The 25293-nt window shown below is 62.1% G+C and carries 21 protein-coding genes; 9 read left to right on the top strand and 12 right to left on the bottom strand.

Features of this window, described 5'->3' with window-relative positions:
• Nucleotides 1-13: 13 nt before the first annotated feature.
• Nucleotides 14-901: a LysR family transcriptional regulator gene (locus tag NBH21_RS16520; protein ID WP_250915341.1), complete on the top strand. Its 888-nt coding sequence runs from the start codon at nt 14-16 to the stop codon at nt 899-901.
• 10 nt (nt 902-911) lie between these two features.
• Here the strand turns inward: NBH21_RS16520 and NBH21_RS16515 are convergent, their stop codons facing one another.
• Complete coding sequence (locus tag NBH21_RS16515; protein WP_250915340.1) at nt 912-4544, bottom strand: autotransporter domain-containing protein; 3633 nt, start codon at nt 4542-4544, stop codon at nt 912-914.
• 200 nt (nt 4545-4744) lie between these two features.
• Nucleotides 4745-5638: a DMT family transporter gene (locus NBH21_RS16510; protein WP_250915339.1), complete on the bottom strand. Its 894-nt coding sequence runs from the start codon at nt 5636-5638 to the stop codon at nt 4745-4747.
• Nucleotides 5639-5800: 162 nt separating this feature from the next.
• Between NBH21_RS16510 and NBH21_RS16505 the strand changes: the two genes are divergently transcribed.
• The 6 genes from NBH21_RS16505 (at nt 5801) to NBH21_RS16480 (ending at nt 12518) form a co-directional block, all read left to right on the top strand.
• Nucleotides 5801-6709 (top strand): LysR family transcriptional regulator, encoded by a 909-nt coding sequence (locus NBH21_RS16505; protein WP_250915338.1) that lies wholly within the window; start codon nt 5801-5803, stop codon nt 6707-6709.
• Between the two features lie 273 nt (nt 6710-6982).
• Nucleotides 6983-8143, top strand: coding sequence for an ABC transporter substrate-binding protein (locus NBH21_RS16500; protein WP_250915337.1), 1161 nt, complete (start codon nt 6983-6985; stop codon nt 8141-8143).
• 179 nt (nt 8144-8322) lie between these two features.
• A complete protein-coding gene (locus NBH21_RS16495) occupies nt 8323-9312 on the top strand; it encodes an ABC transporter ATP-binding protein (protein ID WP_250915336.1) in 990 nt (329 codons plus the stop codon).
• A complete protein-coding gene (locus NBH21_RS16490; RefSeq protein ID WP_250915335.1) occupies nt 9309-10259 on the top strand; it encodes an ABC transporter permease in 951 nt (316 codons plus the stop codon). The genes NBH21_RS16495 and NBH21_RS16490 overlap by 4 nt, the downstream gene beginning before the upstream one ends.
• A complete protein-coding gene (locus NBH21_RS16485; RefSeq protein ID WP_250915334.1) occupies nt 10249-11064 on the top strand; it encodes an ABC transporter permease in 816 nt (271 codons plus the stop codon). Before NBH21_RS16490 ends, NBH21_RS16485 begins: the two co-directional genes overlap by 11 nt.
• A gap of 29 nt (nt 11065-11093) precedes the next feature.
• Nucleotides 11094-12518 (top strand): gamma-aminobutyraldehyde dehydrogenase, encoded by a 1425-nt coding sequence (locus NBH21_RS16480; protein WP_250915333.1) that lies wholly within the window; start codon nt 11094-11096, stop codon nt 12516-12518.
• Between the two features lie 289 nt (nt 12519-12807).
• Here the strand turns inward: NBH21_RS16480 and NBH21_RS16475 are convergent, their stop codons facing one another.
• Together NBH21_RS16475 and NBH21_RS16470 are read right to left on the bottom strand one after the other, a co-directional pair.
• Entirely contained in the window at nt 12808-14718 is a 1911-nt protein-coding gene (locus tag NBH21_RS16475) for an FUSC family protein (RefSeq protein ID WP_250915332.1), read from the bottom strand.
• A gap of 21 nt (nt 14719-14739) precedes the next feature.
• Nucleotides 14740-15192 carry a MarR family winged helix-turn-helix transcriptional regulator gene (locus tag NBH21_RS16470; protein ID WP_250915331.1) on the bottom strand — a complete coding sequence of 151 codons (453 nt, stop codon included), beginning with the start codon at nt 15190-15192 and terminating at the stop codon, nt 14740-14742.
• A 177-nt stretch (nt 15193-15369) separates the two neighbouring features.
• Here NBH21_RS16470 and NBH21_RS16465 point away from each other — a divergent pair, with 177 nt between their 5' ends.
• Complete coding sequence (locus tag NBH21_RS16465; RefSeq protein ID WP_250915330.1) at nt 15370-16059, top strand: SH3 domain-containing protein; 690 nt, start codon at nt 15370-15372, stop codon at nt 16057-16059.
• Between the two features lie 45 nt (nt 16060-16104).
• Here the strand turns inward: NBH21_RS16465 and tal are convergent, their stop codons facing one another.
• The 3 genes from tal to NBH21_RS16450 form a co-directional block, all read right to left on the bottom strand.
• A complete protein-coding gene (gene tal, locus NBH21_RS16460) occupies nt 16105-17061 on the bottom strand; it encodes a transaldolase (protein WP_250915329.1) in 957 nt (318 codons plus the stop codon).
• Nucleotides 17062-17185: 124 nt separating this feature from the next.
• Nucleotides 17186-18076: a methylated-DNA--[protein]-cysteine S-methyltransferase gene (locus NBH21_RS16455; RefSeq protein ID WP_250915328.1), complete on the bottom strand. Its 891-nt coding sequence runs from the start codon at nt 18074-18076 to the stop codon at nt 17186-17188.
• 86 nt (nt 18077-18162) lie between these two features.
• Nucleotides 18163-18660 (bottom strand): DUF2244 domain-containing protein, encoded by a 498-nt coding sequence (locus NBH21_RS16450; RefSeq protein WP_250915327.1) that lies wholly within the window; start codon nt 18658-18660, stop codon nt 18163-18165.
• A 22-nt stretch (nt 18661-18682) separates the two neighbouring features.
• On the opposite strand from NBH21_RS16450, the gene nth reads away from it, so the two are divergent.
• On the top strand, nt 18683-19468 hold the full coding sequence (gene nth, locus NBH21_RS16445; protein ID WP_250915326.1) for an endonuclease III: 786 nt from the start codon (nt 18683-18685) through the stop codon (nt 19466-19468).
• 8 nt (nt 19469-19476) lie between these two features.
• On the opposite strand, the gene NBH21_RS16440 is transcribed toward nth, so the two are convergent.
• From NBH21_RS16440 to NBH21_RS16420, 5 genes are all read right to left on the bottom strand, one after another.
• The gene (locus NBH21_RS16440; protein ID WP_250915325.1) at nt 19477-20190 is read right to left on the bottom strand and encodes a sulfate transporter family protein; all 714 of its coding nucleotides are present in this window, start codon (nt 20188-20190) and stop codon (nt 19477-19479) included.
• Nucleotides 20191-20353: 163 nt separating this feature from the next.
• The gene (locus tag NBH21_RS16435; protein ID WP_250915324.1) at nt 20354-21139 is read right to left on the bottom strand and encodes a carbon-nitrogen hydrolase family protein; all 786 of its coding nucleotides are present in this window, start codon (nt 21137-21139) and stop codon (nt 20354-20356) included.
• Nucleotides 21140-21233: 94 nt separating this feature from the next.
• Nucleotides 21234-21893 (bottom strand): exopolysaccharide biosynthesis protein, encoded by a 660-nt coding sequence (locus NBH21_RS16430; RefSeq protein WP_425340436.1) that lies wholly within the window; start codon nt 21891-21893, stop codon nt 21234-21236.
• A 97-nt stretch (nt 21894-21990) separates the two neighbouring features.
• Nucleotides 21991-23835, bottom strand: a complete 1845-nt coding sequence (locus tag NBH21_RS16425; RefSeq protein ID WP_250915323.1) for an ABC transporter ATP-binding protein — start codon at nt 23833-23835, stop codon at nt 21991-21993.
• 52 nt (nt 23836-23887) lie between these two features.
• Nucleotides 23888-25051, bottom strand: coding sequence for a M20 aminoacylase family protein (locus NBH21_RS16420; RefSeq protein WP_250915322.1), 1164 nt, complete (start codon nt 25049-25051; stop codon nt 23888-23890).
• Between the last annotated feature and the right edge of the window lie 242 nt (nt 25052-25293).

The following is a 25293-nucleotide window of genomic DNA, read 5'->3' as shown; positions in this document are numbered from 1 at the left end:
GCGGAGCGGCCACGTGCAGATCGAGCTGATCGAAACCTATCTCGACCTGATGGAGACCCGCAGCTTCAACCGCACCGCCGAGCGCATGAACCTCAGGCAGTCGACGATCTCCCATCGCGTCAAGGCGCTGGAGGCAGCACTCGGCCGCTCGCTCTTCACCCGCAACAAGGGCGGAACGGCGCCGACGCCCGCGGGCCTGCGTTTCCTCGATCACGCGCGCGCTCTTCAACGTCAATGGCACGAGGCGGCGCGGACGGTCGAAAGCGCCGGCGCCTACGAACACGCCATGCGCATCGGCGTCCAGCAGGATGTCGCCGAAGAACTCGCCGGTCCATGGCTGAGGGCGATCCGCGCCGAGCTGCCGGGAACCTCGATCTATATCGAGGCCGACTATTCGAACCAGATGAACCGGGATCTTGCCAGCGGCGATCTCGATCTTGCGATCCTCTACACACCCCACTTCCTGCCCGACCTGCATTATGAGCGGATCGGCGAAATGACCTATGTGCTGGTCAGCACTCTGTCATCGAAGGTGGGCGACCTCACCCGGGACAACTACATCGGTGCGAATTATTCCCCGGCATTTGACAGGGCGCACCGGCTGGCCCTGCCGCAATTTGCCACCACAGCTCTGTCTTCCGGCCAGAACGTCACAATAACGGGCATGCTGAAAAGCCTCGGCGGCGGCGCTTTCGTGACGAAAACCACGGCTGACGGGTTACATCGCGCCGGCATCGCTTTTATCGTCGAGGACGTCGCGCCAATCCCGCAGACGGTCTATGCCGCAACCGGTGTTCGCACGCGCCACGCGCACCAGCATCGCCGCGTCATCGCGGCGATGAAAGCCCTGTTGGGAGCGGGAACCCCGGAGCCACAGGAACCCGGATTGTCCGAAACCTGATGAGGGTCGATCAGAACCGAACGTCGAAGCGGCCCTTGATCTGCTGTTCCCAATCGCCGCCACCGGCCTGGCCGGCATAGGAAACCCCGAAGGTCGCCGTTTTGGACAGCGAAACGGAAAGGCCCGCCTCGAAGACCGCGACATCGCGCGCAATCGGTGTACCGGCAACAGTAAAGGCGTCGCCCGTCGCAAAGGCGTGTTCCGAGGTCGGCGTTGCATCGCCGAACGCATGACGCCAGCCGACCATGCCCTGCAAACCGATGGGCATGCCACCCAGATCGACCGGAGCGGAGGCCCTGAGACCAAGCGTCGAATAGGTCACGGCGTAGTCGTCGCTTGCCGCGGAAATCGCCGCATCACCACCTGTCTCGGTCATGCGGTCCGTGTGCAGCAGCACATGGGCAAGCCCAGCAAACGGCGAGAAATGACCGATGCCCGTGTCTATGCCGTAGCTTGCCTCGCCGAAGAACTGTGCGGTCGAAGCATCGTAGTCGGCATCGAGATCCTCGCTGAAGCTGCCGATATCGACGGATCGATCGGTCGAAATCTGGTGCCAGGTATAGGCCCCGCCGAACCTCAGATCGAACGCGCCGAGCGAACGGCCGCCATAGACGCCCAAGGAGTAATTGTCCGACGTTCCCGACGAATTGCGACCATCCACATCGAAGCTGGTCCGGCTGTAGCCGCCGGCAAGACCGAGACGCCAGTCTTCGAGGAATACCGCATCGGCACCCCCGAGGAAGCCGCCCGTATTGTGTTCGAGAGAGGCGGCATTGCCGTCGCTGTCCGCCTTTGCCCAGGAGCCGAAGGAGGACATCCAGAAACCGCGCTCTCCGGTTGCCTCGCCGGCAAGGAGCCGGGCGTTCAGGCCGTCGCGGACAAAGCGGCTGTCATCGACCAGCATGCCCTTGGCGGAAGCATGGATTTCGCCCGACAGCGCGTCATAGGCCGGACGGACGGCGCTTTCACCGAGACCCGCCACGATGCTCTGCACCGGATCGCCGCTCGCCATGCTGTCGAGCGCGGTACCGACGGCGATCTGGTTGCGGGTCTGCCCAAGACTCGCAAAGCTCGTACCGTTGCGCGACAGCGTCAGGTAGATGTTGTTGGCATCGTAGATCAGCGTGCCATCGAGGAAGACGAAGCCGTCCGAGATCGAACCGAAGGTGCCGGACACCCCGCCATCCGCCGTCAGGATCGTATAGACGGTACCGATGGAATAGGTGCTGCCGTCGTCCGTGCCGTTCTCCGGACCGAAATAGACGCTGGCGCCGGAGTTGATGGTGGCCGTTCCCGTCGCATGCAGAAGGTCGCTGCGGCCGGCATCGTCGATCTCGACGGAATAGGTGGAGCCCGAGGCGAAGCTGATATTGGCAACGGTCAGCGTGCCGATCGAATTGCCGGGCGCGACCGTACCACCGCTTGCGACAGCCACATTACCGAGCGTGCCGGAACCGCCGAGCGTGGCACCCGAGAGAACGTTGGCGACGGCCGTCAGCGTCGAGGTATTCACAGAAACCAGACCGCCCGCGATGCTCAGGTCCCCGGTGAAAGCGGAATAGTCGCCGGTCAGCTTGGTAAGGCCGGACAGGAAGGACAGCGTCCCCGTGCCCTCCACATCGGAGGCGAAGACATAGCTGCTGCCCGTGTGATTGAAGACGATTTCGCCGTCCCCGTCTCCGAAGACCACGGTCGAGGCATTGATCGTGCCGGCAGCGGAAGCAGTCTGCCCCCTCGCTGCGCCGATATTGAGTGTACCGCTCGATGTCGCGTCGTCGGCGATTACGATCCGGTCCGCACTGACGGTCGCGTCATTCGACACCGTCAACACGCCATCACCCTCAATCCCGACCGAAAGCCGCCCCGCGATCGTGAGGTTCGAACCGGCGCCCGACACGGCTACGGTACCGGAGGAGCCGGCTTCATTGCCGATATGCAGGCGATTGCCGACGACGGAGCCGCCGTCGGTGACGGTCAGATAACCCGTACCGAAGCGGCCGACATTGAGATCACCCGAATAGAGCACGGAAGAATCGACGAGTGCGGACCATGTCGAGCCTGCTCCCGTGACCGTCATCGTACCGACCGAACCGGCAAGATCGCCCAGAATGCCCTGAAGCGCACTGATGGAGCCGCCGGCGGAAATGGTCACCGTGCCTTGCGAACCGGTGTTGTGGCCGACGAGGAACGCGCCGCTCATCTCCCAGGACGAGCCCGCGCCCGTCACCGTCGCCTCGCTGTCGGAGCCGTTTTCAGTACCGACATAACCGTCCGTGCTGGTGACGACGCCACCGGCGGCAATCGTCAGGAAACCGTCGCCGAGATTACCGACATAGAGCGTATCCGTGTTTTCCCAGCGGCTGCCGGTCCCGCTCACCGAGGCGGTGCCGTGGCCCGTCGCGTTCCAGCCGAGGATGGCGCCATCCGAATGTACCGTGCCGCCGTCCCGAACGGTCAGCGTGCCGGTACCGTCATAGCCGACGCCGATGCGATCGGTGACATTCAGGACCGCATCGTCGACAGTGATCGCGCCGACGGCAGCGTTCGCGTAACCGAGATAGACGGCTCCGGCTTCCACAAGTCCGGAAGCTTCGACGGAGACATCGCCCGTCCCGTCCAGCCCGACGTAAAGATCGCTTGTGACCGTCCATGTGCTGTTCGCGCCGGCTACCGAGACATGACCGTTTCCGCCGCTCGCATAGCCCAGCGAAGCGGTCGCCGCTCCAACGACGCCGCCATTCGTGATATCAAGATACCCCTCGGTGCTGCCGCCAACGACGAGCGACGTGTCGATCGACCACTCGCTGCCCGGACCGTCCACAGTGACGGTGCTGCCGGAGGCCGTGGCCAGATTGGCGATCGTCGCACTGCCGCTGTGAACATAACCGCCGTCGGTAATGTCCAGCGTCCCAACCCCACCGCCGCCGACCACCAGAAGAGAGAGATTGTTCCAGGTTGACCCCGCGCCGTCGACGAGCACGGCACCCGTGGTATTCAGGCCATCCGCGATAACGCCATTCACGCTCGTCGCATCCGAGCCGGAATAGATATAAAGGTGCCCGTCCGCGCCATCCACAGCACCGCCGCCGTAACCAACGTAAAGATATCCCGTCGCGAAGAGCTTGGAATTGTCCTGAAGCGTCACGGTTCCCGCGCCTGCGGGGCCTCCGCCGATATAGAACGAGCCGGAAGCGACCTCAGCCCCATCCAGAATATTGATGAGGCCCGTTCCGTCATTACCAACCGTGATCGAGGAAGAATTGTTCCAGACATTTCCGGCCCCGCTGATCGACACCGTCCCCTGCGAACCGGCGCTCCAGCCGAGCGAAGCTGATCCGGTTGTCAAATCACTCTGAACGCTCAGATCGGCCGTAGAACCGAGGCCAACGAAGAGATTGCCCGCGAAACCGGCGGCACCACCGAGCAAAACGCCTGTCGTATCGATACGTGCATCGTCTCCGGCAGCGGGAGTATGTCCGCCCCAAACCCAGTTGGCGTTATTGAACCAGTCGTTGTCGCCCGCCGTGCCCGACCAAAAGACGGAATCTGCCTGCGCCATCGAGGACAATCCGCAGGCAAAGGAAAGAGCCAGAATGCTTGTCGAAGACAGACGACCAAGCCGGGTGTAACGATCAGATTTCACGAAGAAGCCCCCCCCCCCCCGAAGCATTCATCCGCGCAAACAAAGCCACGCGCATAAATTAACAACTTCGAATATATAAACAGAATCTTTCAGTCCGTTTTTTGAATAACGGACTGAATCGGTCAATAAAGTTTTCAGCAAATTCGGACTTAGAGCCAAAAATGGTCGAGCAAGATTTCGATCGACAGCCGGTTTGCCGATCAACGACCTGCAGCAGCTTCCGCCGCATTCCTGCGGGCCACGACCTGCTCCCGCCAGACGGTGAAAATTCCCGCGGCGACAACGATCACCGATCCGAGAATCATGTTGAATCGCAGCGTTTCGCCAAACACCGCGACAGCGATCCCCGAACCGAGCACAAGCTGCCAGTAGGCGATCGGCTGCAGCACTACGGCGCTCAGCTTGTCATAGGCCTTGATGAGGGAGAAATGCCCGATGATGCCGGTGCAGCACAGCGCCAGCATCCAGCCCCAGTCCTTTGCGGCAATCGGCGTGAAGAAGGCGGGCGCGATCGCATTGGTACAGACGAAGCCGACCATGCACATATAGAAGAAGCTTGTCACCGGCTGATCCACCCGGCTGACGAGCCGGGTCAGAATGCCGTAGACCGCGCCGAAGATCGCGCACATCAGCGGCAGGACGACATAGCCGTTGAAGCCGGCCGGCCCCGGAGACAGGATCAGGACCACCCCGCACAGGCCGACGCCGATCGCCGTCCACCGTCGCCAGCCGACCTTTTCGCCAAGAAGCGGCACTGATAGGAGCGCCACGAAAATCGGAGCAGAAGCGAAAATCGCCTGCGACTGCGCCAGACCCGCATAATGAAACGCGGCAACCGATACGAGGATCTGTCCACCGAGCAGCAGCCCGCGCAGGATCTGCAGGATCGGCCTTTGCGTCCGGACCGCAGTCCTCAACCCGCCGCCCGAACGCAGGGCAAGAAACATGGCGAAGGCGGCAAACGCCCAGTAACGCACGACCGCCACCACTACAGGAGAATAACTTTCCCCGAGATGTTTAGAGATCCCGTCCTGAGCGGCAAAAACGGTAAAAGCCGTAAGGGCAAAGAGATAGCCAAGCGGCGTGGATTTCATCGGGGGTCGCAGTCGGGAAAATGCATGGAGCACAATGGGAGAGAATGTCATATTATCGGCATCCTGACATTTGCAAAGTTGCATCTTTGCAAGGCTGCCCTGCGGTAATGATGGTCTCCCGCCCCGCTTGCGACACTCTGCAAGCCATGGTCTAAACACCGCATGGCCTTCACCCTTCGCCAGTTGCAGTATTTTATCGCCGTCGCCGAACAGGGTTCGGTGACGCGCGCCGCCCAGAATCTCTCCATTTCCCAGTCCTCCGTCACCGAGGCGATCAAGGAACTGGAAGGCGACCTTGGCGTGGAATTGTTCGAGCGCCATCCGCGCGGCCTGTCGATCACCCATAACGGCCACCAGTTCCTGCGCCACGCAACGAAGATCCTTGCGACGGTCTCGGACGCCCGCAACGCCTTTTCGGAAACCAAGGAGAATGCCGGCGGCAAGCTCAATATCGGCGTCACCTCGCTTGTTGCGGGCTATGTGCTCTCCGATCTTCTCGCGCGCTATCGCCGCGCCTGTCCTGGCGTCGAGGTCTCGGCCATCGAGGACAACGGCTCCTATCTGGAACATCTGCTGATCGGCGGCGAACTGGACGTGGCCGTCATGGTCATTTCCAACCTGCGCGACCGCATGGCCCTGCAGGCGGAAATTCTCGAGACCTCACCCTATCGCCTCTGGCTGCCCATGGGGCACCCGCTGGTGTCGGCGGACATCATCTCAAGCGCCGACATTGCCCGCGAACCGCTGATCATGCTGACCATCGACGAAATCGAGGAGAACACCGGCAAGCTGCTCGCCGCACTCGGCGCCCGGCCACACGTCGCCTTCCGAACCCGCTCGGTCGAAGCGGTCCGAAGTCTCGTGGCGACCGGTGCCGGCGTAGCCCTGCTGCCCGATCTCGTCTACCGCCCATGGTCGCTGGAAGGCGACCGCATCGAAAGCCGCGACGTCTCCGGCGCCCTGCCCGTCGTTCAGGTCGGCATGGTCTGGCGCAAGGGTTCGAGCCTGCCCCAGGCAGCACGCGATTTCGTCGGCATTGCCGAGGCGCTCAGAAGCGGGCGGGGACGGTAAGGTTAAATCATTGGCCATCCGCCCCTCATCCCCCTGCCGGGACCTTCTCCCCGCAAGCGGGAGAGAGGGAGGCAGAACGGCGGCCCCATCGTCCTTCTCCCTGCTTGCGGGGAGAAGGTGGCGGTAACCGGATGAGGGGCGACGGCATCAGATTTCGGAAAAACCGATAGCGACTTTCTGACAAATGAATTTGCGAATGCGGCAATTTCGCGTCACCTTCATTCTCGGGAACAAACGCCGCGATAAGGCGGCCCCGAACCGGGAGAAATTGCCATGAAGAAATTTCTGCATTCGTGCACGGCCATCACTGCCGTACTCAGCTTTGCCACGGCTTCCGTAGCCCAGGAGCCCCTGAAGGAGCTCGGCAAGGGCGAAGGCGCACTCTCCATCGTTGCCTGGGCCGGTTACATCGAGCGCGGCGAAACCGACAAGAGCTACGACTGGGTCACCAAGTTCGAAGCCGAGACGGGCTGCAAGGTGTCGGTCAAGACCGCGGCCACCTCCGACGAAATGGTCGCTCTGATGAATGAAGGCGGCTTCGACCTCGTCACCGCTTCTGGCGACGCATCGCTGCGCCTCGTCGCCGGCAAGCGCGTCCAGCCGATCAACACCGACCTCATCCCTTCGTGGAAGACCATCGACGAACGCCTGCAGAACGCACCGTGGCACACCGTCAAGGGGGTGCATTACGGTACGCCCTATGTCTGGGGCGCGAACGTGCTGATGTACAATACCGAAGCCTTCAAGGGCGAGGCTCCGAAGAGCTGGAACGTCGTTTTCGAAGAGCAGACCCTGCCGGACGGCAAGTCGAACAAGGGCCGCGTGCAGGCCTATGACGGCCCGATCTACGTTGCCGATGCCGCCCTCTACCTGATGAAGCACAAGCCGGAACTCGGCATCAAGGACCCCTACGAGCTGAACGAGGACCAGTACAAGGCTGCTCTCGACCTGCTACGCGGACAGCGTCAGCTCGTCGGCCGTTACTGGCACGACGCCATGATCCAGATCGACGACTTCAAGAACGAAGGCGTGGTCGCGTCCGGCTCCTGGCCGTTCCAGGTCAACCTGATGAAGGCCGAAGGCGCCAAGATCGACTCGACCTTCCCCGAGGAAGGCGTGACCGGCTGGGCCGACACCACCATGCTTCACGTCGACAGCGAGCATCCGAACTGCGCCTATATGTGGATGGAGCATTCGCTGTCGCCCAAGGTTCAGGGTGACGTCTCCGCCTGGTTCGGCACCGTTCCCTCCGTTCCGGCTGCCTGCAAGGGCAACGAACTCTACGGCGACGAGGGCTGCAAGACCAACGGCTACGAGAACTTCGACAAGATCAAGTTCTGGCGCACCCCGACCTCGAAGTGCGAAAGCCAGGGCGAGTGCGTGCCTTACCATCGCTGGGTATCGGATTATATCGGCGTGATCGGCGGCCGCTGATCCTTCCACCTCCCCCTTGAGGGGGGAGGTCGCGCGAATGCGCGGGTGGGGGTGATCCTGCCGGCGACAGCCATATCAAGACATCACCACCCCGGCCCTTCGGTCCGACCCTCCCCCTCAAGGGGAGGGTAAAGGATCCCGTCGGCCTCATGCCGAGCAACTATTCTCCCGGAGTACCCATGACCGCAGCCGTTGAATTCTCGCAGGTGTCGCGCCATTTCGGCACCGTCAAGGCAGTCGATGCCGTCGATCTCGTGATCGCGCCCGGCGAGTTCTTTGCCATGCTTGGCCCGTCCGGCTCCGGCAAGACGACGTGCCTGCGTCTGATTGCCGGCTTCGAACAGCCCAGCGCCGGCCACATCGAGATCTTCGGCGAAACGGCGGAGGGCGTTCCGCCCTATCGCCGCAACGTCAACACGGTATTCCAGGACTATGCCCTCTTCCCGCACCTCAACATCCTCGACAACGTCGCCTACGGGCTGATGGTCAAGGGTGTCGAGAAATCCGAACGGCTGCAGATGGCCGAGCAGGCTCTGGATCTCGTCAAGCTACCCGGCTATGGCACCCGCAAGCCGGGCCAGCTTTCCGGCGGCCAGCGGCAGCGCGTGGCGCTCGCACGCGCGCTCGTCAACAAGCCCCAGGTTCTGCTACTCGACGAACCTCTCGGCGCACTCGACCTGAAGCTTCGCGAAAGCATGCAGGAGGAGCTGAAAACCCTGCAGCGCTCTCTCGGCATCACCTTCATCTTCGTCACCCACGACCAGGGTGAAGCCCTCTCCATGGCCGACCGCGTCGCCGTCTTCAACGAAGGCAGGATCGTCCAGGCCGGCACGCCGGAAGAGATCTACAATCGCCCGAAGACCCGCTTCGTCGCGGATTTCGTCGGCTCCTCCAACATCCTGACGCCGGCCGAAACGAAACGGCTGGGTGGCGAGGAAAAATGGGCAAGCCTCCGTCCCGAGGCGATCCGGATCGTTTCCGAAGGCGACGTTATGGCAACCGTCCGCTCCCACAGCTTCCTCGGAGCAGCGACCCGCATCTCGCTCACGATCGACAAGATTTCGCTGAACGTCATGGTCCCCGCCGGTCAGCCTGTCCCCGCGGTCGGCGACAGCACCTCTATCGGCTGGAAGCCCGCAGACCTCCATTACATGGATGGCGCGGCATGACCGATCTTTCGGCGACCTCGATCCTTCCGGCCGGCAACGGCCCCTTGCGCCGCGCATCCGATCTCTTCTGGCGACGCCCCGCCTTGCTGCTGGTGCTGATGCTGGTGCCGCCACTGCTCTGGCTCGGCGTCATTTATGTCGGTTCGCTGATCGCGCTTCTCCTGCAGAGTTTCTTCGCGATCGACGAATTCTCCGGGATGATCAATTACGAGTTCACGCTCGCGACCTATGAACAGCTGCTCATACCCTCGAATTTCGACATCATCCTGCGCACCCTGCTGATGGCGATTGCCGTCACGCTCGCCTCCGCAGTGCTCGCCTTTCCTATTGCCTATTACGCGGCACGCCATGCCAAGGGTAAATGGAAGGCCTTCTTCTATATCGGCATCATGCTGCCGCTGTGGTCCAGCTATCTCGTAAAGGTCTATGCCTGGAAGCTGATCCTCGCCAAGGAAGGCATTCTCACCTGGGCCTTCGCCAAGCTTCACCTGTCCTGGCTTCTCGATGGAGTGCTCGCTTTGCCCGTCATCGGCGGCAACTCGCTTTCGATCAGCTACATCGGCACCTTCATCGTCTTCGTCTATGTCTGGCTGCCCTACATGATCCTGCCGACGCAGGCAGCGCTGGAGCGCGTGCCCGGCAATCTGATCGAGGCTTCCGCCGATCTCGGCGCGAAACCGGACCAGACATTCCGCCACGTGCTGTTTCCGCTGGCGCTACCGGGCATCATCGCCGGCTCGATCTTCACCTTCTCGCTGACGCTCGGCGACTACATCATCCCGCAGATCATCGGCTCATCGCGCCTCTTCATAGGGCAGGCCGTCTACACGCAGCAGGGCACGGCCGGCAATGTGCCGCTTGCCGCCGCCTTCTCGGTCGTGCCGATCGTCATCATGGGCATCTATCTCTGGATCGCCAAACGCATGGGGGCCTTCGATGCGCTCTGACAATAACAACGGCGCCGGCTGGCCCCTGAAACTTGCAACTGCAGGCGGTCTCGCCTTCCTGCACCTGCCGATCCTGCTGATCTTCGTCTACGCCTTCACCACGGAAGAGAAGAGCTTCCAATGGCCGCCGCCGGGCTTCACCACGCAATGGTTCTCCGTTGCCTGGAACCGTCCCGATGTATGGGAGGCGCTGACCCTCTCGCTCAAGGTCGCCTCCATCGCAACCGCCATCGCGCTGGTGCTCGGTACGCTTGCCGCCGCAGCCGTCGCCCGCACCGCCTTCTTTGGCCGGGAAGCGATCTCGTTGCTCGTCATCCTGCCCATCGCGCTTCCCGGCATCATCACCGGTATCGCGCTGCGCTCGGCCTTCTCATTGGCCGAAATCCCCTATTCGATGTGGACGATCATTCTCGGCCACGGCACCTTCTGCGTGGTCGTGGTTTACAACAATGCCGTCGCCCGCTTCCGCCGCACCTCCGGCTCGCTGATCGAGGCCTCGATGGACCTCGGTGCCGACGGTTTCCAGACCTTCCGCTACGTGGTCCTGCCGAACATCGCGACGGCACTTCTGGCCGGCGGGATGCTGGCCTTCGCCCTGTCCTTCGATGAGGTCATCGTCACGACCTTCACCGGCGGCCAGCAATCCACCCTGCCGATCTGGATGCTGGAAGAACTGATCCGTCCGCGCCAGCGGCCTGTGACCAACGTTGTCGCCATGCTCGTGGTGATCGTCACCTTCCTGCCGATCCTCGGCGCCTATTACCTGACCCGCGATACCGACAACGTTGCCGGCAGCGGGAAATAACGACCATTCAAGACTGAGGGAGAACCGACATGGACACGCAAATGCTGATCGGCGCGAAATTCGAGGCCGGCACGGAAACCGAGGAAAAGATCCTCAACCCCAAAACCGGGGAAGTGATCCTCGACCTGCCCGAAGCCTCGCTCGGCCAGATCGACGCCGCCGTCGATGCAGCCGAAAAGGCCTTCGACAACTGGGCCGCCACCACACCCGGCCAGCGTTCCGCCTACCTGCTGGCGATTGCCGATGCCATCGAGAAGGATGCCGACGGCTTCGCAGCGCTGGAAAGCCTCAATTGCGGCAAGCCGATCAATGCCGTGAGGAATGACGAGATCCCCGCCATCGTCGATTGCTGGCGCTTCTTCGCCGGCGCCATCCGCTCGCTGCATGCGCCGGTCGCCGGCGAATACCTGCCGGGCTTTACCTCGATGATCCGCCGCGATCCGGTCGGCATCGTCGGCTCCATCGCGCCGTGGAACTACCCGCTGATGATGATGGCATGGAAGCTCGCCCCCGCAATCGCCGGCGGCAATACCGTGGTCTTCAAGCCCTCCGAACAGACCCCGCTCACCGCTCTCAAGATGGCGAAGCTTCTCGCCGACATCCTGCCGGAAGGCGTGGTCAACGTCGTGCTCGGCCGCGGCGAGAGCGTCGGAAACGCGCTCATCAACCACCCGAAGATCGGCATGGTGTCGATCACCGGCGACATCGCCACCGGCAAGAAGGTGCTGGCGGCTGCGTCGAAGACCGTCAAGCGAACCCATCTCGAACTCGGCGGCAAGGCCCCGGTCATCGTCTATGACGATGCCGACATCGACGCCGTCGTCTCCGCCATCCGCACCTTCGGTTATTACAATGCCGGTCAGGACTGCACCGCCGCCTGCCGCATCTATGCCGCCGACAAGGTCTATGACAATTTCGTCGCCGACCTCGCCTCCGCGGTCTCGACGCTGAAGTTCAACCAGGCCGACGACACCGAAGACGAGATCGGCCCGCTGATCTCGAAGCGCCAGCGCGACCGCGTGGAGAGCTTCGTCACCCGCGCCGCCGAGCACAAGCACATGGAAGTCGTCACCGGCGGCAAGGTCTCGGGCGACAAGGGCTTTTTCTACACCCCCACCGTCATCGCCGGCGCCCTGCAGGACGACGAGATCGTCCGCCGCGAGGTCTTCGGCCCGGTCGTGTCCGTCACCCGCTTCTCCGAAACAGAGGATGCCATCGCCTGGGCGAACGACAGCGACTACGGCCTCGCCTCGTCCGTCTGGACCAAGGACATTTCCCGCGCCATGAAGACCGCCTCCCGCCTGCGCTACGGCTGCACCTGGATCAACACCCACTTCATGCTGTGCAATGAAATGCCCCATGGCGGCCTGAAGCAGTCCGGCTACGGCAAGGACATGTCGGTCTACGCGCTGGAGGACTACACCGCCGTCCGCCACGTCATGATCGCGCATTGAACAGCAGTCAACGGCGCGGTATCGAACGCGCCGTCAGACGGCCGGCAAATCCGCGCATTTGCGCCCGACGGTGTACGGGCGCTTGCCACGCCGTCATGCCTGTGCTCGTCACAGGCATCCAGCCAGCCCAAGTCCTTGGGCTGGAAGAGTCTTTTGACCCGATGGACGTCAGGTCGCTGGATGCCGGATCAAGTCAGGCATAACGGGGGAGATGCTTTGCGCTTCACTGGAGCCTGAAACTTGCGGTCGGCGGCAGTGTGGCTTTTGCAACGCCCCTTTGTCTTTCAGCCTACCCGGCCCGCTTCATGAAAGCGACGTTCGCCCGAAGCGCCGCAGCGGCTCCTGCGACGGAAGTGCTTTCGCGCGGGTGCGCCGCGGAGAGCCGGCCACTAGCCCGCGCCAGCGCGGCCGCGGCCTTTTCAGGCTCCGAGCTCACCTTCTTCAACCGCTGCAAGGCCGCCTTGGCGGCCCGCTCCTCGCCATCGGTCAACGCACCCGAACGGACGAGATCCTGCAGGGAGAGGATCGAATAGCCGACTGACAGCACAGCAAGCCCGCCGTCAGTGACGTCGCGATGCGTATCGCCGCTGCGCTCGGCAAACCGGATCATCCGGAACAGCCTGTGGTACAGGCGACCTCGCCACGTCAGGCGGTGCTGCGAGGCATCCTCCGTCCGCGCCATGTCCTGCAACTCGTGCACCATCATGACGATGAGCGTCTCCAGGCGCTTGCCTGCATTGAGCGGAAAAATCAGTCTGTAGGCGATAAGCGCCACGACCGGCGCCAGCACGACCGCAATCGCGCCCGACAACATCGAGGAAAAATCCCCCGTCAGCGGATAGACCGGGTGCAAGAGCAGCAGCGACACCATGGCATAGTCGAATGCGGTGGGAAGCGTGCGCCGATGGGAGAAAAACAACGACGCCCCCAGGATGAACGGCATTGTCAGCAGCACAACCTGAAGCTCGTTGCCTGCAAACGGCCAGACGAGGAACCGGCAGGCGAGCGCCCCGAGCGCGCCGAAAATCTGCCCAATCAGCACGAAGCGCATCGTATGGGCGGGATTATCGAAGGTCGAAAAGATCGTTGTCATGATCGACAGGCCAAGCAACAGGAAGGGCGCGGCCTCCCACCCGGTCGCAACCCAGAGGAGCCCGACCAGCAGCATGCAGAGCGTCGCCCGGATAGATGCCTGACGTGCCCCGATCCAGTCGCGGTGCAGCACCACCGGATGGCTGGCATGTCCCGAAGAAGTCGTCGTTTCGACATGCTGACCAAGTGCCACGCGATGTGCGCGAATGGCCTCGCTCAGCGTTTGCAGCGCATCGCCGAGATCGGTGTCACGGCAGGAGAACGCCGCCGCGTCGATGCGGGCCAGCGGACCGTCTGAACCGTTGCCCGCCTCGAAACCGGCCGCAGCCTGATCGAGCAGATCGGCAATCCCTCCGTTTCGACCATGACCGCCGCGACGCCCGGCAAGCAGCAGCGATATCTGCACCGACAGCACCGTACGCATGGCGCGAACCGCCTGACGCGAACGCAGCGAGCCGGCTCCATGCGGATCCAGAACCTCGTCGATTGCCGCCATCTCGGCCAGCAGGGCCCGCTGTTCGTCACCCAGCGTCGTGGTATTCCCGCACCGAAGAGCTATAGCAAGGTCGCGCAACAACCGCGCCGTCACCCGACGCATCCGGCCAGTCATCTCATTTTCGGCGGCAGCCGGTGTCAGCAGCCAGCCAACCGCCAACGCGGTAACGACGCCCACCATGATCGTCGCCGCACGGTCGGCACCAAGGGACAGGACATGATCCGGATGCCCGGTATCGAGCAGCGCCACCATGGATGCCGAATAACCCGACAGCATCGCGCCATAGGAGACATATCCGCGCAGCAGATTGCCTGCCGCGACGCAAAGGCCGATCCAGACCGAAAGGCCGATGACGAGCGGTCGGGGATCTCCCCCGGAAACAGCCACGAGACCAACCCCGGCCGCGACACCGATCAGCGTGCCCAGGGCACGGAAGACGCCCTTTTCCAAAAGCTGGCCGCGAGTGGGCTGTGCCGCGGCCCAGACCGTCATTGCCGACCACTGGGGATGCTCAAGCCCGAGCAACCATGCAATGAACAGCGCCAGACAGGCGGCAACGGCTGTCCTGAACGCAAAATTCAGCCGCGGCAGATCGAAACCGAATTTTGCCATCCGTTGTGCCTGCACCATCGGTCAGTGCTCTCCGGTTTCGTGCGTAGCCCGGATGCGGGCTTCGATCCTTTCGAAAGCGCCGAGCAGCACCGCAATTTCGGCATCGTCGAGATCCTGCAGCATTTCATCCTCGAGGGGCAACAGCCGCTCCAGAATAGCGGAGACCCGCTCCTTACCGGCAGGTGTCAGATAAAGACGTCTCGCCCTGCGGTCCTCGGCTTCGGTCCGCCGTTCCACCAATCCCTGCCGTTCCAGAATATCGAGCAGCCGGACGAGGCTCGATCCGTCGAGGCCGATGTGCGCAGCAAGTTCCTTCTGCGTCAGACCGTCACCAATCCTGTGCAGATGAAAGAGCGGCGACCATGTCGCATCGCTCAACCCAACGGCGGCCACACCCTCGTCCACATGCTGACGCCAGCGGCGCGAGAGCCCGACGAGACGAAATCCGAATTCCCTGCGCAATTTTGTGTTCATGTGGATTGATTTGCATAAAATCTATTTTGATAGCAAGCATTTTTGCTGCATCGCAAAATCTCTGATGAAAGTTGCCGCCCAAGGCGCGCGCAAGGCTGGCGTTTACCTTCCCCGTGGATAATTCGGCGACAAAACCGCCGCTGTATTATCGTCTGTCGCGATCAACGGAGTTCCTGTATGCGCCGCGCCACGCCCCTCTTTCTCTCAACCGTCCTTCTGGCAGTTGCCGCCGCGCTGCTCCCGCAAACGCTAAGGGCAGAAGAACCTCGGGTTATCCCGGCGCCGAACCTCTATTCCAACCCGTCTGACGATGCTTCCTACTGGCACGTCATGGGCCTGCGCCCCGGCGATACGCTGAACGTGCGCTCCGGTCCGGGACCGGCATTCCGCATCATCGGGGTGCTGGAGGAAGGAACGCCGATCCGCAACCTCGGCTGCCGGGAGCGAGAAGGCGGCTACTGGTGTCGGATCGCCACCTACGACCGGCCACGCCTGAGCGGCTGGGTCAACGGTCGCTATGTGAGCGATGAATATGTGGAACCTGATGGCGCCTATCGGCCCTATCCGGCCGATCCGTCATGGCCGGGAGCCAACGGTTACGAACGGACCGGCGCCTTCAACTGCCGCTTCGGCCGCGATCCACGGCTCTTCCGTTGCCCCTTCGGGCTGCAGCGCCGCGGCACCAGCGCCGAAATCGCTATCGAAACACCGGATGGCGTCGTCCGCTCGCTGATCTATCGCGCCGGTCGCTTTACCAGCGAGGATGGCGCGGAAGTGCGCTCCCGCAAGGAAGGCGCAAATGCAGTGGTGACGATAGGGGGAGTGGAAACCTACTTCATCCCCGACAATGTCGTGATGAACTGGTGAGCAACACCTCCCCGCCCGAAAGGCAGGGAGGTGAAATGGCGATCATCAGGCGGCAAGGGCCTTGGCAACCTGGCTGCGCAGGGTGCCGAGATCCTTGGCGAATGCGCGGATGCCTTCGGCAAGCTTTTCGGTCGCCATCGCATCTTCGTTGAGCGCCCAGCGGAACGCCTTCTCGTCGAGCGTTACAAGCGGATCCGCCGTTACCTTGTCTGCCGACAGAACCTGGGTCAGCGTACCCGTGTCCTTGTCCAACTCATCGAGCAGCGCCGGGCTGATCGTCAGGCGGTCGCAACCGGCCAGCGCTTCGATCTCGCCGGCATTGCGGAAGGAAGCGCCCATCACGATCGTCTTGATGCCGTTGACCTTGTAATAGTTGTAGATCGAGCGAACGGACACGACGCCCGGATCGGTTTCCGAGGTGTAGCTCTCGCCCGTCGACTTCTTGTACCAGTCGAGAATGCGACCAACGAAAGGCGAAATCAGGAATACATTCGCTTCGGCGCAGGCGATTGCCTGAGCCTTGGAGAAGAGAAGGGTCAGGTTGCAGTCGATGCCTTCCTTCTGCAGCACTTCCGCAGCGCGGATGCCTTCCCAGGTGGAGGCCAGCTTGATCAGGATGCGGTCACGCTCGATGCCGCGTTCCTTGTAGCCGGCGATGATTTCATGCGCCTTGGCAATCGACCCCTTGGTGTCGAAGGAGAGGTCGGCGTCAACTTCTGTCGAGACGCGGCCCGGAACCAGCCCGGCAAGCGCGGCACCGACGGAGATCGCCAGGCGGTCGGCAACCGCAGCGGTGACGGCTTCGCTCGAACCGCCCTTGGCCTTGCCCCAGGCAATCGCCTCCTTGAAGGCATCGGCAAAGGCATCCGTTCCCAGCGCCTTCAGAACGATGGTCGGGTTGGTGGTGCAATCCACCGGCTTCAGCCGCGCAACGGCCTCGATGTCGCCGGTGTCGGCGACAACCGTCGTCATGGAGCGAAGCTGTTCGAGTTTGGAAGTCATGGTCGTCATCCTCGGTTTAGACCGGCCCGGCCGGAACGTGCCAGACTATCACCAGCCGAAGACGGCAAAGTCAAGAACGCTTGGGATAACGTTTCAATCGATTTACGGGTTCACGGTTTCCCACTTAATTTTCGACCTGACCGGCTTCCCAGCCGAGCATGGCGCGCTTGCGCGTCAGACCCCAGTGATATCCGGTGAGCGCGCCGCTCTTGCCGAGCGCCCGGTGGCAGGGAACCACGAAGGAAACAGGATTGCGGCCGACAGCCGCACCCACCGCGCGGTTCGCCGTCGGTTGGCCGATTTTCGCGGCGATATCCGAATAGGTGACCGCCTTGCCGATCGGAATCAGCAACAGGCTCTCCCACACCCTGACCTGAAAATCAGTGCCGATCAGCACCACTCTCAAAGGCTGGTCGTCGCACCAGCGCGCAGGATCGAAGATACGGCCGGCATAGGGCTCCGTTGCGGAGTTGTCGGCAATGAAATTCGCATTCGGCCAGCGCCCGGCCATATCCTCGAAACAGGCGGTCTCCTCGCCCGGATCGGCAAAGGCGAGGCCCGCGAGCCCCCTGTCCGTCACCATCACCAGAGCCTGACCGAAGGGTGAGGAATGAAAGCCGTAGCGGATCGTCAGCCCGCCCCCCTTCGCCTTCCATTCGCCGGGGCTCATAGCCTCGTGAGTGACGAACAGATCGTGCAGGCGGCCGGGGCCGGAAAGCCCAAGTTCGATGGAAGTTTCGAGAAGCGGCATGCCTTCCTGTCCGAGCAGCCGCTTGGCGTGATCGAGGGTCACGGCCTGCAGGAAAGCCTTCGGTGAAAGCCCCGCCCAGCGGGTAAACGTCTTCTGCAGCTGGGTCGGCGACTGGCCGAGCCTTGCCGCGATGGTCTCGAGCGACGGTTGTTCCTGATAATCGAGCGACAGCATCTCGATCACCTTGCGTACCGTGTCGTAATCCGAGCCCGCCGGGGTGATGTCGCTGATTTTCGAAAGGTCGATCTGTGGTGCAAACGTCATGGCATGATCCTCATCTTGAGGAAAACTTCACCACGGCCACGCGACGGATGCCACCCGTTTCTTGCGCGGCCATAAGGTCTTGCGCATCAGATGCGCCGCTTCACCGTCGCGAGCGCCCCCTTGAAGGCCCGCGCGAAACTCTCCCGGTCGTCCGGATTGAGGAAGGAACCGATGTCGGTACGTCGCCCCTCGCCCACCACATGCATGGAAACGATGCCGATCTCGTCATGCCGGCGCACAAAGAAACGCGCCCAGAACGGATTGAAGCGATGTTCGGTCACGCGGCCAGACGGCGTGTACTTGCGGATCGACAGGCTGGTGCGCGAAACCGTGACTTCCTCGCGCGCGCGGGCCGAGCGGTAGTTGAACCAGAAGGCGCCGTATAGCAGCAGGAAATCCAGCCCGAAGAAGAAGGCGATCGGCCAGGCGCCGGTCACGGTGAAGAAGATCGCATGAATGCAGCAGATCGCCCCGGTCAGAACCAGCAGGATGCGAAACCCCTTTCGGCCAAGCGAGCGATAGGGGATAAGTTCGGCAGCGAATATCGGCTGCTCGGCGGTGCTGTTCACATTGCCTTCGGTCATTCCACCCGACTATAGATTGTCCATGACGAGTCCGATCAAGAAATCCAGCACTCAAACTTTGAAAAAGTCAAATCCGGGCGGGGCGAAACGCAAGGCGCCAGCCTTCCGCAGCGCCTATAGCCGCGCGGAACTGGAAGAAATCTTCCGGCGCTTTTCTATCCAGCGTCCCGAGCCTAAGGGGGAGCTTGAACACGTCAATCCCTTCACGCTCGTCGTCGCGGTCGCCCTTTCCGCGCAGGCGACGGATGCCGGCGTCAACAAGGCGACGCGCGCCCTCTTCAAGGTGGCGGACACGCCGCAGAAAATGCTCGATCTCGGCGAAGAAAAGGTCCGTGACTACATCAAGACCATCGGCCTCTACCGCAACAAGGCCAAGAACGTGATCGCGCTCTCGCAGCGTCTGGTCGATGTCTATGGCGGCGAGGTGCCGAAAACCCGCGAGGAACTGGTCACCCTGCCCGGCGTCGGCCGCAAGACCGCCAATGTGGTGATGTCCATGGCTTTCGGTATTCCGACGATCGCCGTCGATACCCACATCCTGCGCATCGCCAACCGCATTCGCCTTGCCCCCGGCAAGACCCCGGACGAGGTGGAAGACAAGCTGCTCAGGGTCATCCCGAAACACTATCTCTATCACGCTCACCACTGGCTGATCCTGCACGGGCGTTACTGTTGCAAGGCTCGGCGCCCCGAATGCGAGCGCTGCGTCATCGCCGACATCTGCAAATCAGGGGAAAAGACCTGCGACGTGCCGGCTCCACTGGTGGAATTGCCGCAACAGATAATCGGGGCGGCGGAAGAAGAGTAAGGCGTCCGCTACCCCCGGAAACCCGCATCGCGGCGGCTCAGCAACTTGTGCAGATGCACCATCATCGACGCGGCAAAAAGCGGCGTCAGCAGGTTGACGATCGGGATGGCGAGAAAGCCGGCAATCACCAGCCCGCCGATGAAGACGGTCGAGGAGTTCTTTGCCCGGAACAAACGCGCCTCCTGCGGCGAGCGAAAGCGCATGGCGGCGAATTCGAAGAATTCCCGGCCGAGCAGATAGCCGTTCACCAGAAAGAAGGCGATCAGGTTCACACCCGGAACGAAGAGCAGGATCAGCGCCACGATATTGCCGAGCACCACCACGCCGAAGAACTTCAGCGACGACAGGATGGCATCGCTAAGCGGCATGGCCACACCCGGCGCATCCTCAGGATAGTGTTGCTTCTCGATCACCTCGGCCACATCGTCGAGGAAGAGACCGGCGATAATCGCGGTCACCGAGGAAAGCAAAAGGGCAAGCGCCAGCGCCAGCCCGATGCTCGCAAAAATGCCGAACACGAAGCCGAGCCAGCCGGCCCAGTCCGGCATGCCGGGAAGAAAGCCGTCGATCCACGGCATGACATAGGCGATGAAACTCTCGCGCACCGCCACCCAAAGGCCGACAAGGACGAGGACGGTAAGCCCGATCACCTTCCAGAAGACCTTGCGTGTCTCGGGAGCGAAGAGATTGTTGAGGGCCAGACGGGCCGCTTCGATAATCATGCACATCTCCGTGAAGCCTGTTCCGATGTAGGAAGGGGCGGGACACGCCACAAGCCTTTCCGTCGCATCGCCCGATAATCGGAAGCGCGTTCAGGAAAAGCAGATCACGAAGCCTGCTCCGGGAAACTTTCTCGCTACCGGGTTCCGTCGCTGCGCTCCAGCCTCAGAGGCGATAGAGTTCCGAGCGCCGCTCCGCCAGATAGGGGTTCTGTTCGCGGCATTCGTCATAGGCCGATGGCTCGACCTCCGCCACCAGCAGCGCTTCCCTTGCGCCAGCGCGGGCAAGGTCATCGCCATCGGGACCGACGATCACCGAGCGGCCGCAATATTCCGCCGAATTCTCCGAGCCGCAGAGGTCGGAATAGACGATGAAGACCCCGTTTTCGAAGGCGCGCGTCGGCACGACGGTATCCGCGACACGCCGGCTGATGACACCGGCCGGAAGCGCGGTCGGCACCAGTACGAGTTCGGCGCCTGCCAGCGCCACGCTGCGCACATATTCGGGAAATTCCACGTCATAGCAGATCAGCATGGAGGTCTTCATGCCGCAAAGGTCGAAGACATGCGGGATATCGTTTCCGGGGGTAAACGCCGCCCGCTCCGCATCGCCGTAGAGATGCCCCTTACGATAGAATTCGCGGCTGCCGTCCGGTCGCATCAACACCGCGGAATTATAGACGGCATCGCCCTCGCGCTCGGGAAAGCCGGCGCAGATGGCCAGTTCGAAAGTCCCGGCGATATCGGCGAGAGCATCGATCAACGCGCCATCCCGCGTCTCAGCGATTTCGTCAAAGAGTTCTCCCAGCGCATAGCCGCTTGTCGAAAGCTCAGGCGTCACCAGAAGGTCGGCCCCCATGTCGGAAGCGGCTTCGGCCGCCCTTGCGATCTTCATGAGGTTCTCGGCTATATCGCCGGAAACGGGTTGCATCTGGAAAAGCGAAATCAGCATGGGAAATTCCTGAAACGGCATTGCGACGGACGGAAGATAGGCCAGCGCGCGACGCTTTGCAAAGCGCCGGACGCATGCCGACAGCTTTGCCGCCTCAGAAGAGTATGGTCGTCAGAAGCAGGATCACGCCCTTGATCAGGGCGAACAGCACGCCGGCCACCACGGTCACGGAAACGGCGAACATCACCATGCCGAGCAGCACGCAGAGACCGTCACGCTCGAGGATACCGAAGGAAAACAGACAGATCGCGATGGCCGGAAGAATGTTTCCAAGCGGTATCGGCAGGATCAGGATGATCGAGAGGATCAGGCACAGGAAGCCGATCAGGTATTCGGCCGGCGGATAGATCAGGAAACCGAGCCGCGGCCGCAGCATCCTTTCGCCGCGGGCAAGCCATGGCGAGACACGGCTGGCGATGGCGGAAAAATCGGACTGTGCGACGGACCTGTTGGCAATCAGCTTCGGCAGCCAGGGCGACTGACCGAGCATGAGTTGCGCGGACAGAAAGACCAGCGGCGCGCCTGTCAGCGCCGATGTTCCCGGCGGCGAGGGTATAATGTTCGGCAGCGCGAAGATCAGGATCAGGGCACCGAAGGCACGGTCGCCCATCGCCTGAAAGATATCGGCTACCGAGACGCGCTCCCGGCTGGTGTCCTCTGCGAGGCTGGCGAGGATTTCGGACAGGCGACCGCCGCGTTTCCGCTCGCCGCCATCTGCGGCGAGGTCGGCCTCATCCCCAAGCATCTCGCCCATTCCAACTCCCTGCCGAACGACACCGGTACCCTATGTAGTATCGCCTTAACCGCAGACAATGACGGTAGTTTGATGGAAAATCCCAACCGGGCCGCGATCAGACCTGAACGAGATGACCGGCCGACACCTCGCGATACTGCCGCTGCGGCGGAACGAAACCGACGGGCCGGACAGGGCTTTTGATCTCATCCGTCGAGAGGTTTCTCTTCACGTTTCGTCGAGCGGGATCCGGCACTGGCACCGCCGCCATCAACTTGCGGGTATAGGGATGCTGCGGGTTCTCGAAGACGGCCTGCCTCGGCCCGATCTCGACGATCTCGCCGAGATACATGACCGCGACGCGATGCGACACGCGCTCCACCACGGCCATGTCGTGGGAAATGAAGAGATAGGCGAGGTTGAAGCTCTGCTGCAGGTCGAGCAGCAGATTGCACACCTGCGCCTTGATCGACACATCGAGGGCAGACACCGCCTCATCCGCAACGATCACCTTGGGATCGAGCATCAGCGAGCGGGCAATCGCGATTCGCTGGCGCTGCCCGCCGGAGAACTCGTGCGGATAACGCCGCATCATGTCGGCCTTCAGCCCCACGCGCTCCAGAAGGCTCGCCGCCTTTTCCCGCGCCTGTGCCTTGCTCCCGAGTCCGTGCTCGATGAAAGGCTCCATCACCGCCGAACCGACGCTCATGCGCGGATCGAGGCTGGCGAAGGGGTCCTGGAACACCATCTGGATACTTCGCCGCATCTTGCGCAGCGAACCGCGATCCAGCCGCACGACGTCATAACCGTCGAGCGAGATCTGGCCGGCCGTCGGCTCCACGAGCCGCGTGATCGAACGCCCGGTCGTCGACTTGCCGCAGCCGGATTCCCCGACGAGAGACAGCGTTTCCCCTTCCCTCAGATCGAAGGAGACGTTTTCCACCGCATGAACGGCGCCGCTCTTGCGGCCGAGAAGCCCCGAGCGAATATCGAACCGCGTCGTCAGGTTCTTCACCTCCAGCAGCGGCCGCTTGCGCTCGTCGACACCTCCAGCTTCCGTTTCCGGCGTGGTGGTCTGCCCGGTCGAGATATCGATCACCGGAAAACGCATCGGGCGCTCGCGCCCGCCCATCGATCCGAGCTTCGGCACGGCCGAAAGCAGCGCCCGCGTATAGGGATGCTTGCCGCGGTTGAAGATATCGTCCGTCGTGCCGGTTTCCACCGCCTCGCCGCGGAACATCACGATCGTGCGGTCGGAAACCTCCGCCACGACGCCCATGTCGTGGGTGATGAAGAGAACCGACATGCCCTCCTCTTCCTGCAGGAGTTTGATGAGGTCGAGGATCTGTCCCTGGATCGTCACGTCGAGCGCGGTGGTGGGCTCGTCGGCAATCAGGAGCTTCGGTTTCGAGGCCAGCGCCATGGCGATCATCACGCGCTGACGCATGCCGCCCGAAAACTGGTGCGGATAGTCGTCAAAGCGGCCCTTGGCGTTCGGGATGCGGACCTTCTCCAGAAGATGCAGCACTTCGGCCTTCGCCTCCGCCGCCGAGATGTCGCGATGGCAGGTGATCGCCTCGGCAATCTGCTTGCCGATCGGGAAGATCGGATTGAGGCTGGTCATCGGCTCCTGGAAGATCATCGAGATATCGTTGCCACGGACCCTGCGCATGGATTCGTTGTCGAGCGTCAGCAATTCCCGGCCGTTGAGTTGGATGCTGCCCTCGATGCGGCTCGAATTCTTCGGCAGCAACCGCATGACAGAAAGCGATGTCACGCTCTTCCCCGACCCCGATTCTCCGACGATCGCCACCGTTTCCTTCGGCGCGATATCGAAGCTCATGTTGCGCACGACGGAGCGCCACTCATCGCCGATCCTGAAAGATGTCGTAAGCCCCTTCACGGAAAGGACGGGGACTGCATTGCCTGCCTGCGGATTGACGTCATTCGTGGCATTCACCATTACGCACTCCGTTTCACGACGATTGATATCGAAAGCACACGCCGTCCTGAAATCAGGCGGCGAGCGCATTTTCCGCAAGGGTGACCCAATAGCTGATGCCGTAGGGGATCGCCTCGTCGTTGAAGTCATAGGCGGAATGGTGAAGATTGGCGCTGTCGCCATTGCCGATGAAGACGAAGGCGCCCGGCCGGGCCTCCAGCATATAGGAGAAATCCTCCGCCCCCATCAAAGGCGGCATGTTGCCCTCGACAGCCTTCTCGCCGGCCACCTTGCGCATGATGCCAAGCGCGAATTCGGTCTCGTCGGCGTGATTGAAGGTGACGGGATAACCGCGGCGATAATGCACGTCGACGCTCGCCCCGAAGCTTCCGGCAATGCCGCGCGCAATCTCTCCGAGCCGCTTTTCCGCATAGTCGCGCGTCTCAGGCAACAGCGTGCGCACGGTCCCCGAGAGCTTGACGGTATTGGCGATCACGTTGGAAGCCTCCCCGCCATGCACCGTCGCGACGGTGACGACGACGGATTTCAGCGGGTCCACCTCGCGCGAGGCAATTGCCTGGAGCGCGATCACTAGATGGGAAGAGACGAGCACAGGATCGATCGTCGTGTGGGGCTGGGCGGCATGCCCGCCGCGTCCATGGACGATGATCTCGAATTCGTCGGCAGCCGCCATCACCGATCCGTTGCGGGTGGCGAAATGACCGACCGGCAGGCCCGGCGCATTGTGCATGCCGTAAACTTGGGAGATGCCGAATGTCTCCATCATGCCGTCATTGACCATTTCGAGACCACCGCCGCCGCCCTCTTCCGCCGGCTGGAAGATCACCGCGATGGAACCGCGGAAATTGCGGGTCTCGGCCAGATACTTCGCAGCACCCAGCAGCATCGCCGTATGCCCGTCATGGCCGCAGGCATGCATCTTGCCCGGTGTCTTGGAAGACCATTCGCGACCGCTCGTCTCGTAGATTGGCAGCGCGTCCATGTCGGCGCGAAAGCCGACGACCGGTCCGCTTCCGCGACTGCCCTTGATGATGCCTACGACGCCGGTGCGCCCGATTCCCGTCTGGACCGAGTCGCACCCGAATTCCTTCAGCTTCTCAGCCACGAAAGCCGAGGTGTCGTAGACATCGAACAACAGTTCCGGATTCTCATGCAGGTGGCGCCGCCAACCGGCCACCTCCTGCTGCAACTCGCTGGCGCGATTGAGCACGGGCATTGTTTTTCCTCGTTTTTTATTCAGTTCCCACGTTTTTGTGCAACCATACTGCGCTGCCTTAAAGCGCCTTTGCAAGCTGCAATTTTCCGCCTTGAACGGAAAATAGGCCTATGCTTAGATGGCTCAAATTTTGATCAGGCCCGCCAGCTGCAACAACCGTCAGGTGTGGGTCCAGTATTCGAGTGGAGGCCTGCAAATCAAAATTAGCAAACAGGGTCAGAGAGATAAAACGCGTCTGACCT

Source organism: Ciceribacter sichuanensis (assembly GCF_024055605.1).
Taxonomy (GTDB): domain Bacteria; phylum Pseudomonadota; class Alphaproteobacteria; order Rhizobiales; family Rhizobiaceae; genus Allorhizobium; species Allorhizobium sichuanense.
Note: the sequence above shows the minus strand (reverse complement) of the source record. Positions and strands in the feature narration are given on the sequence as shown.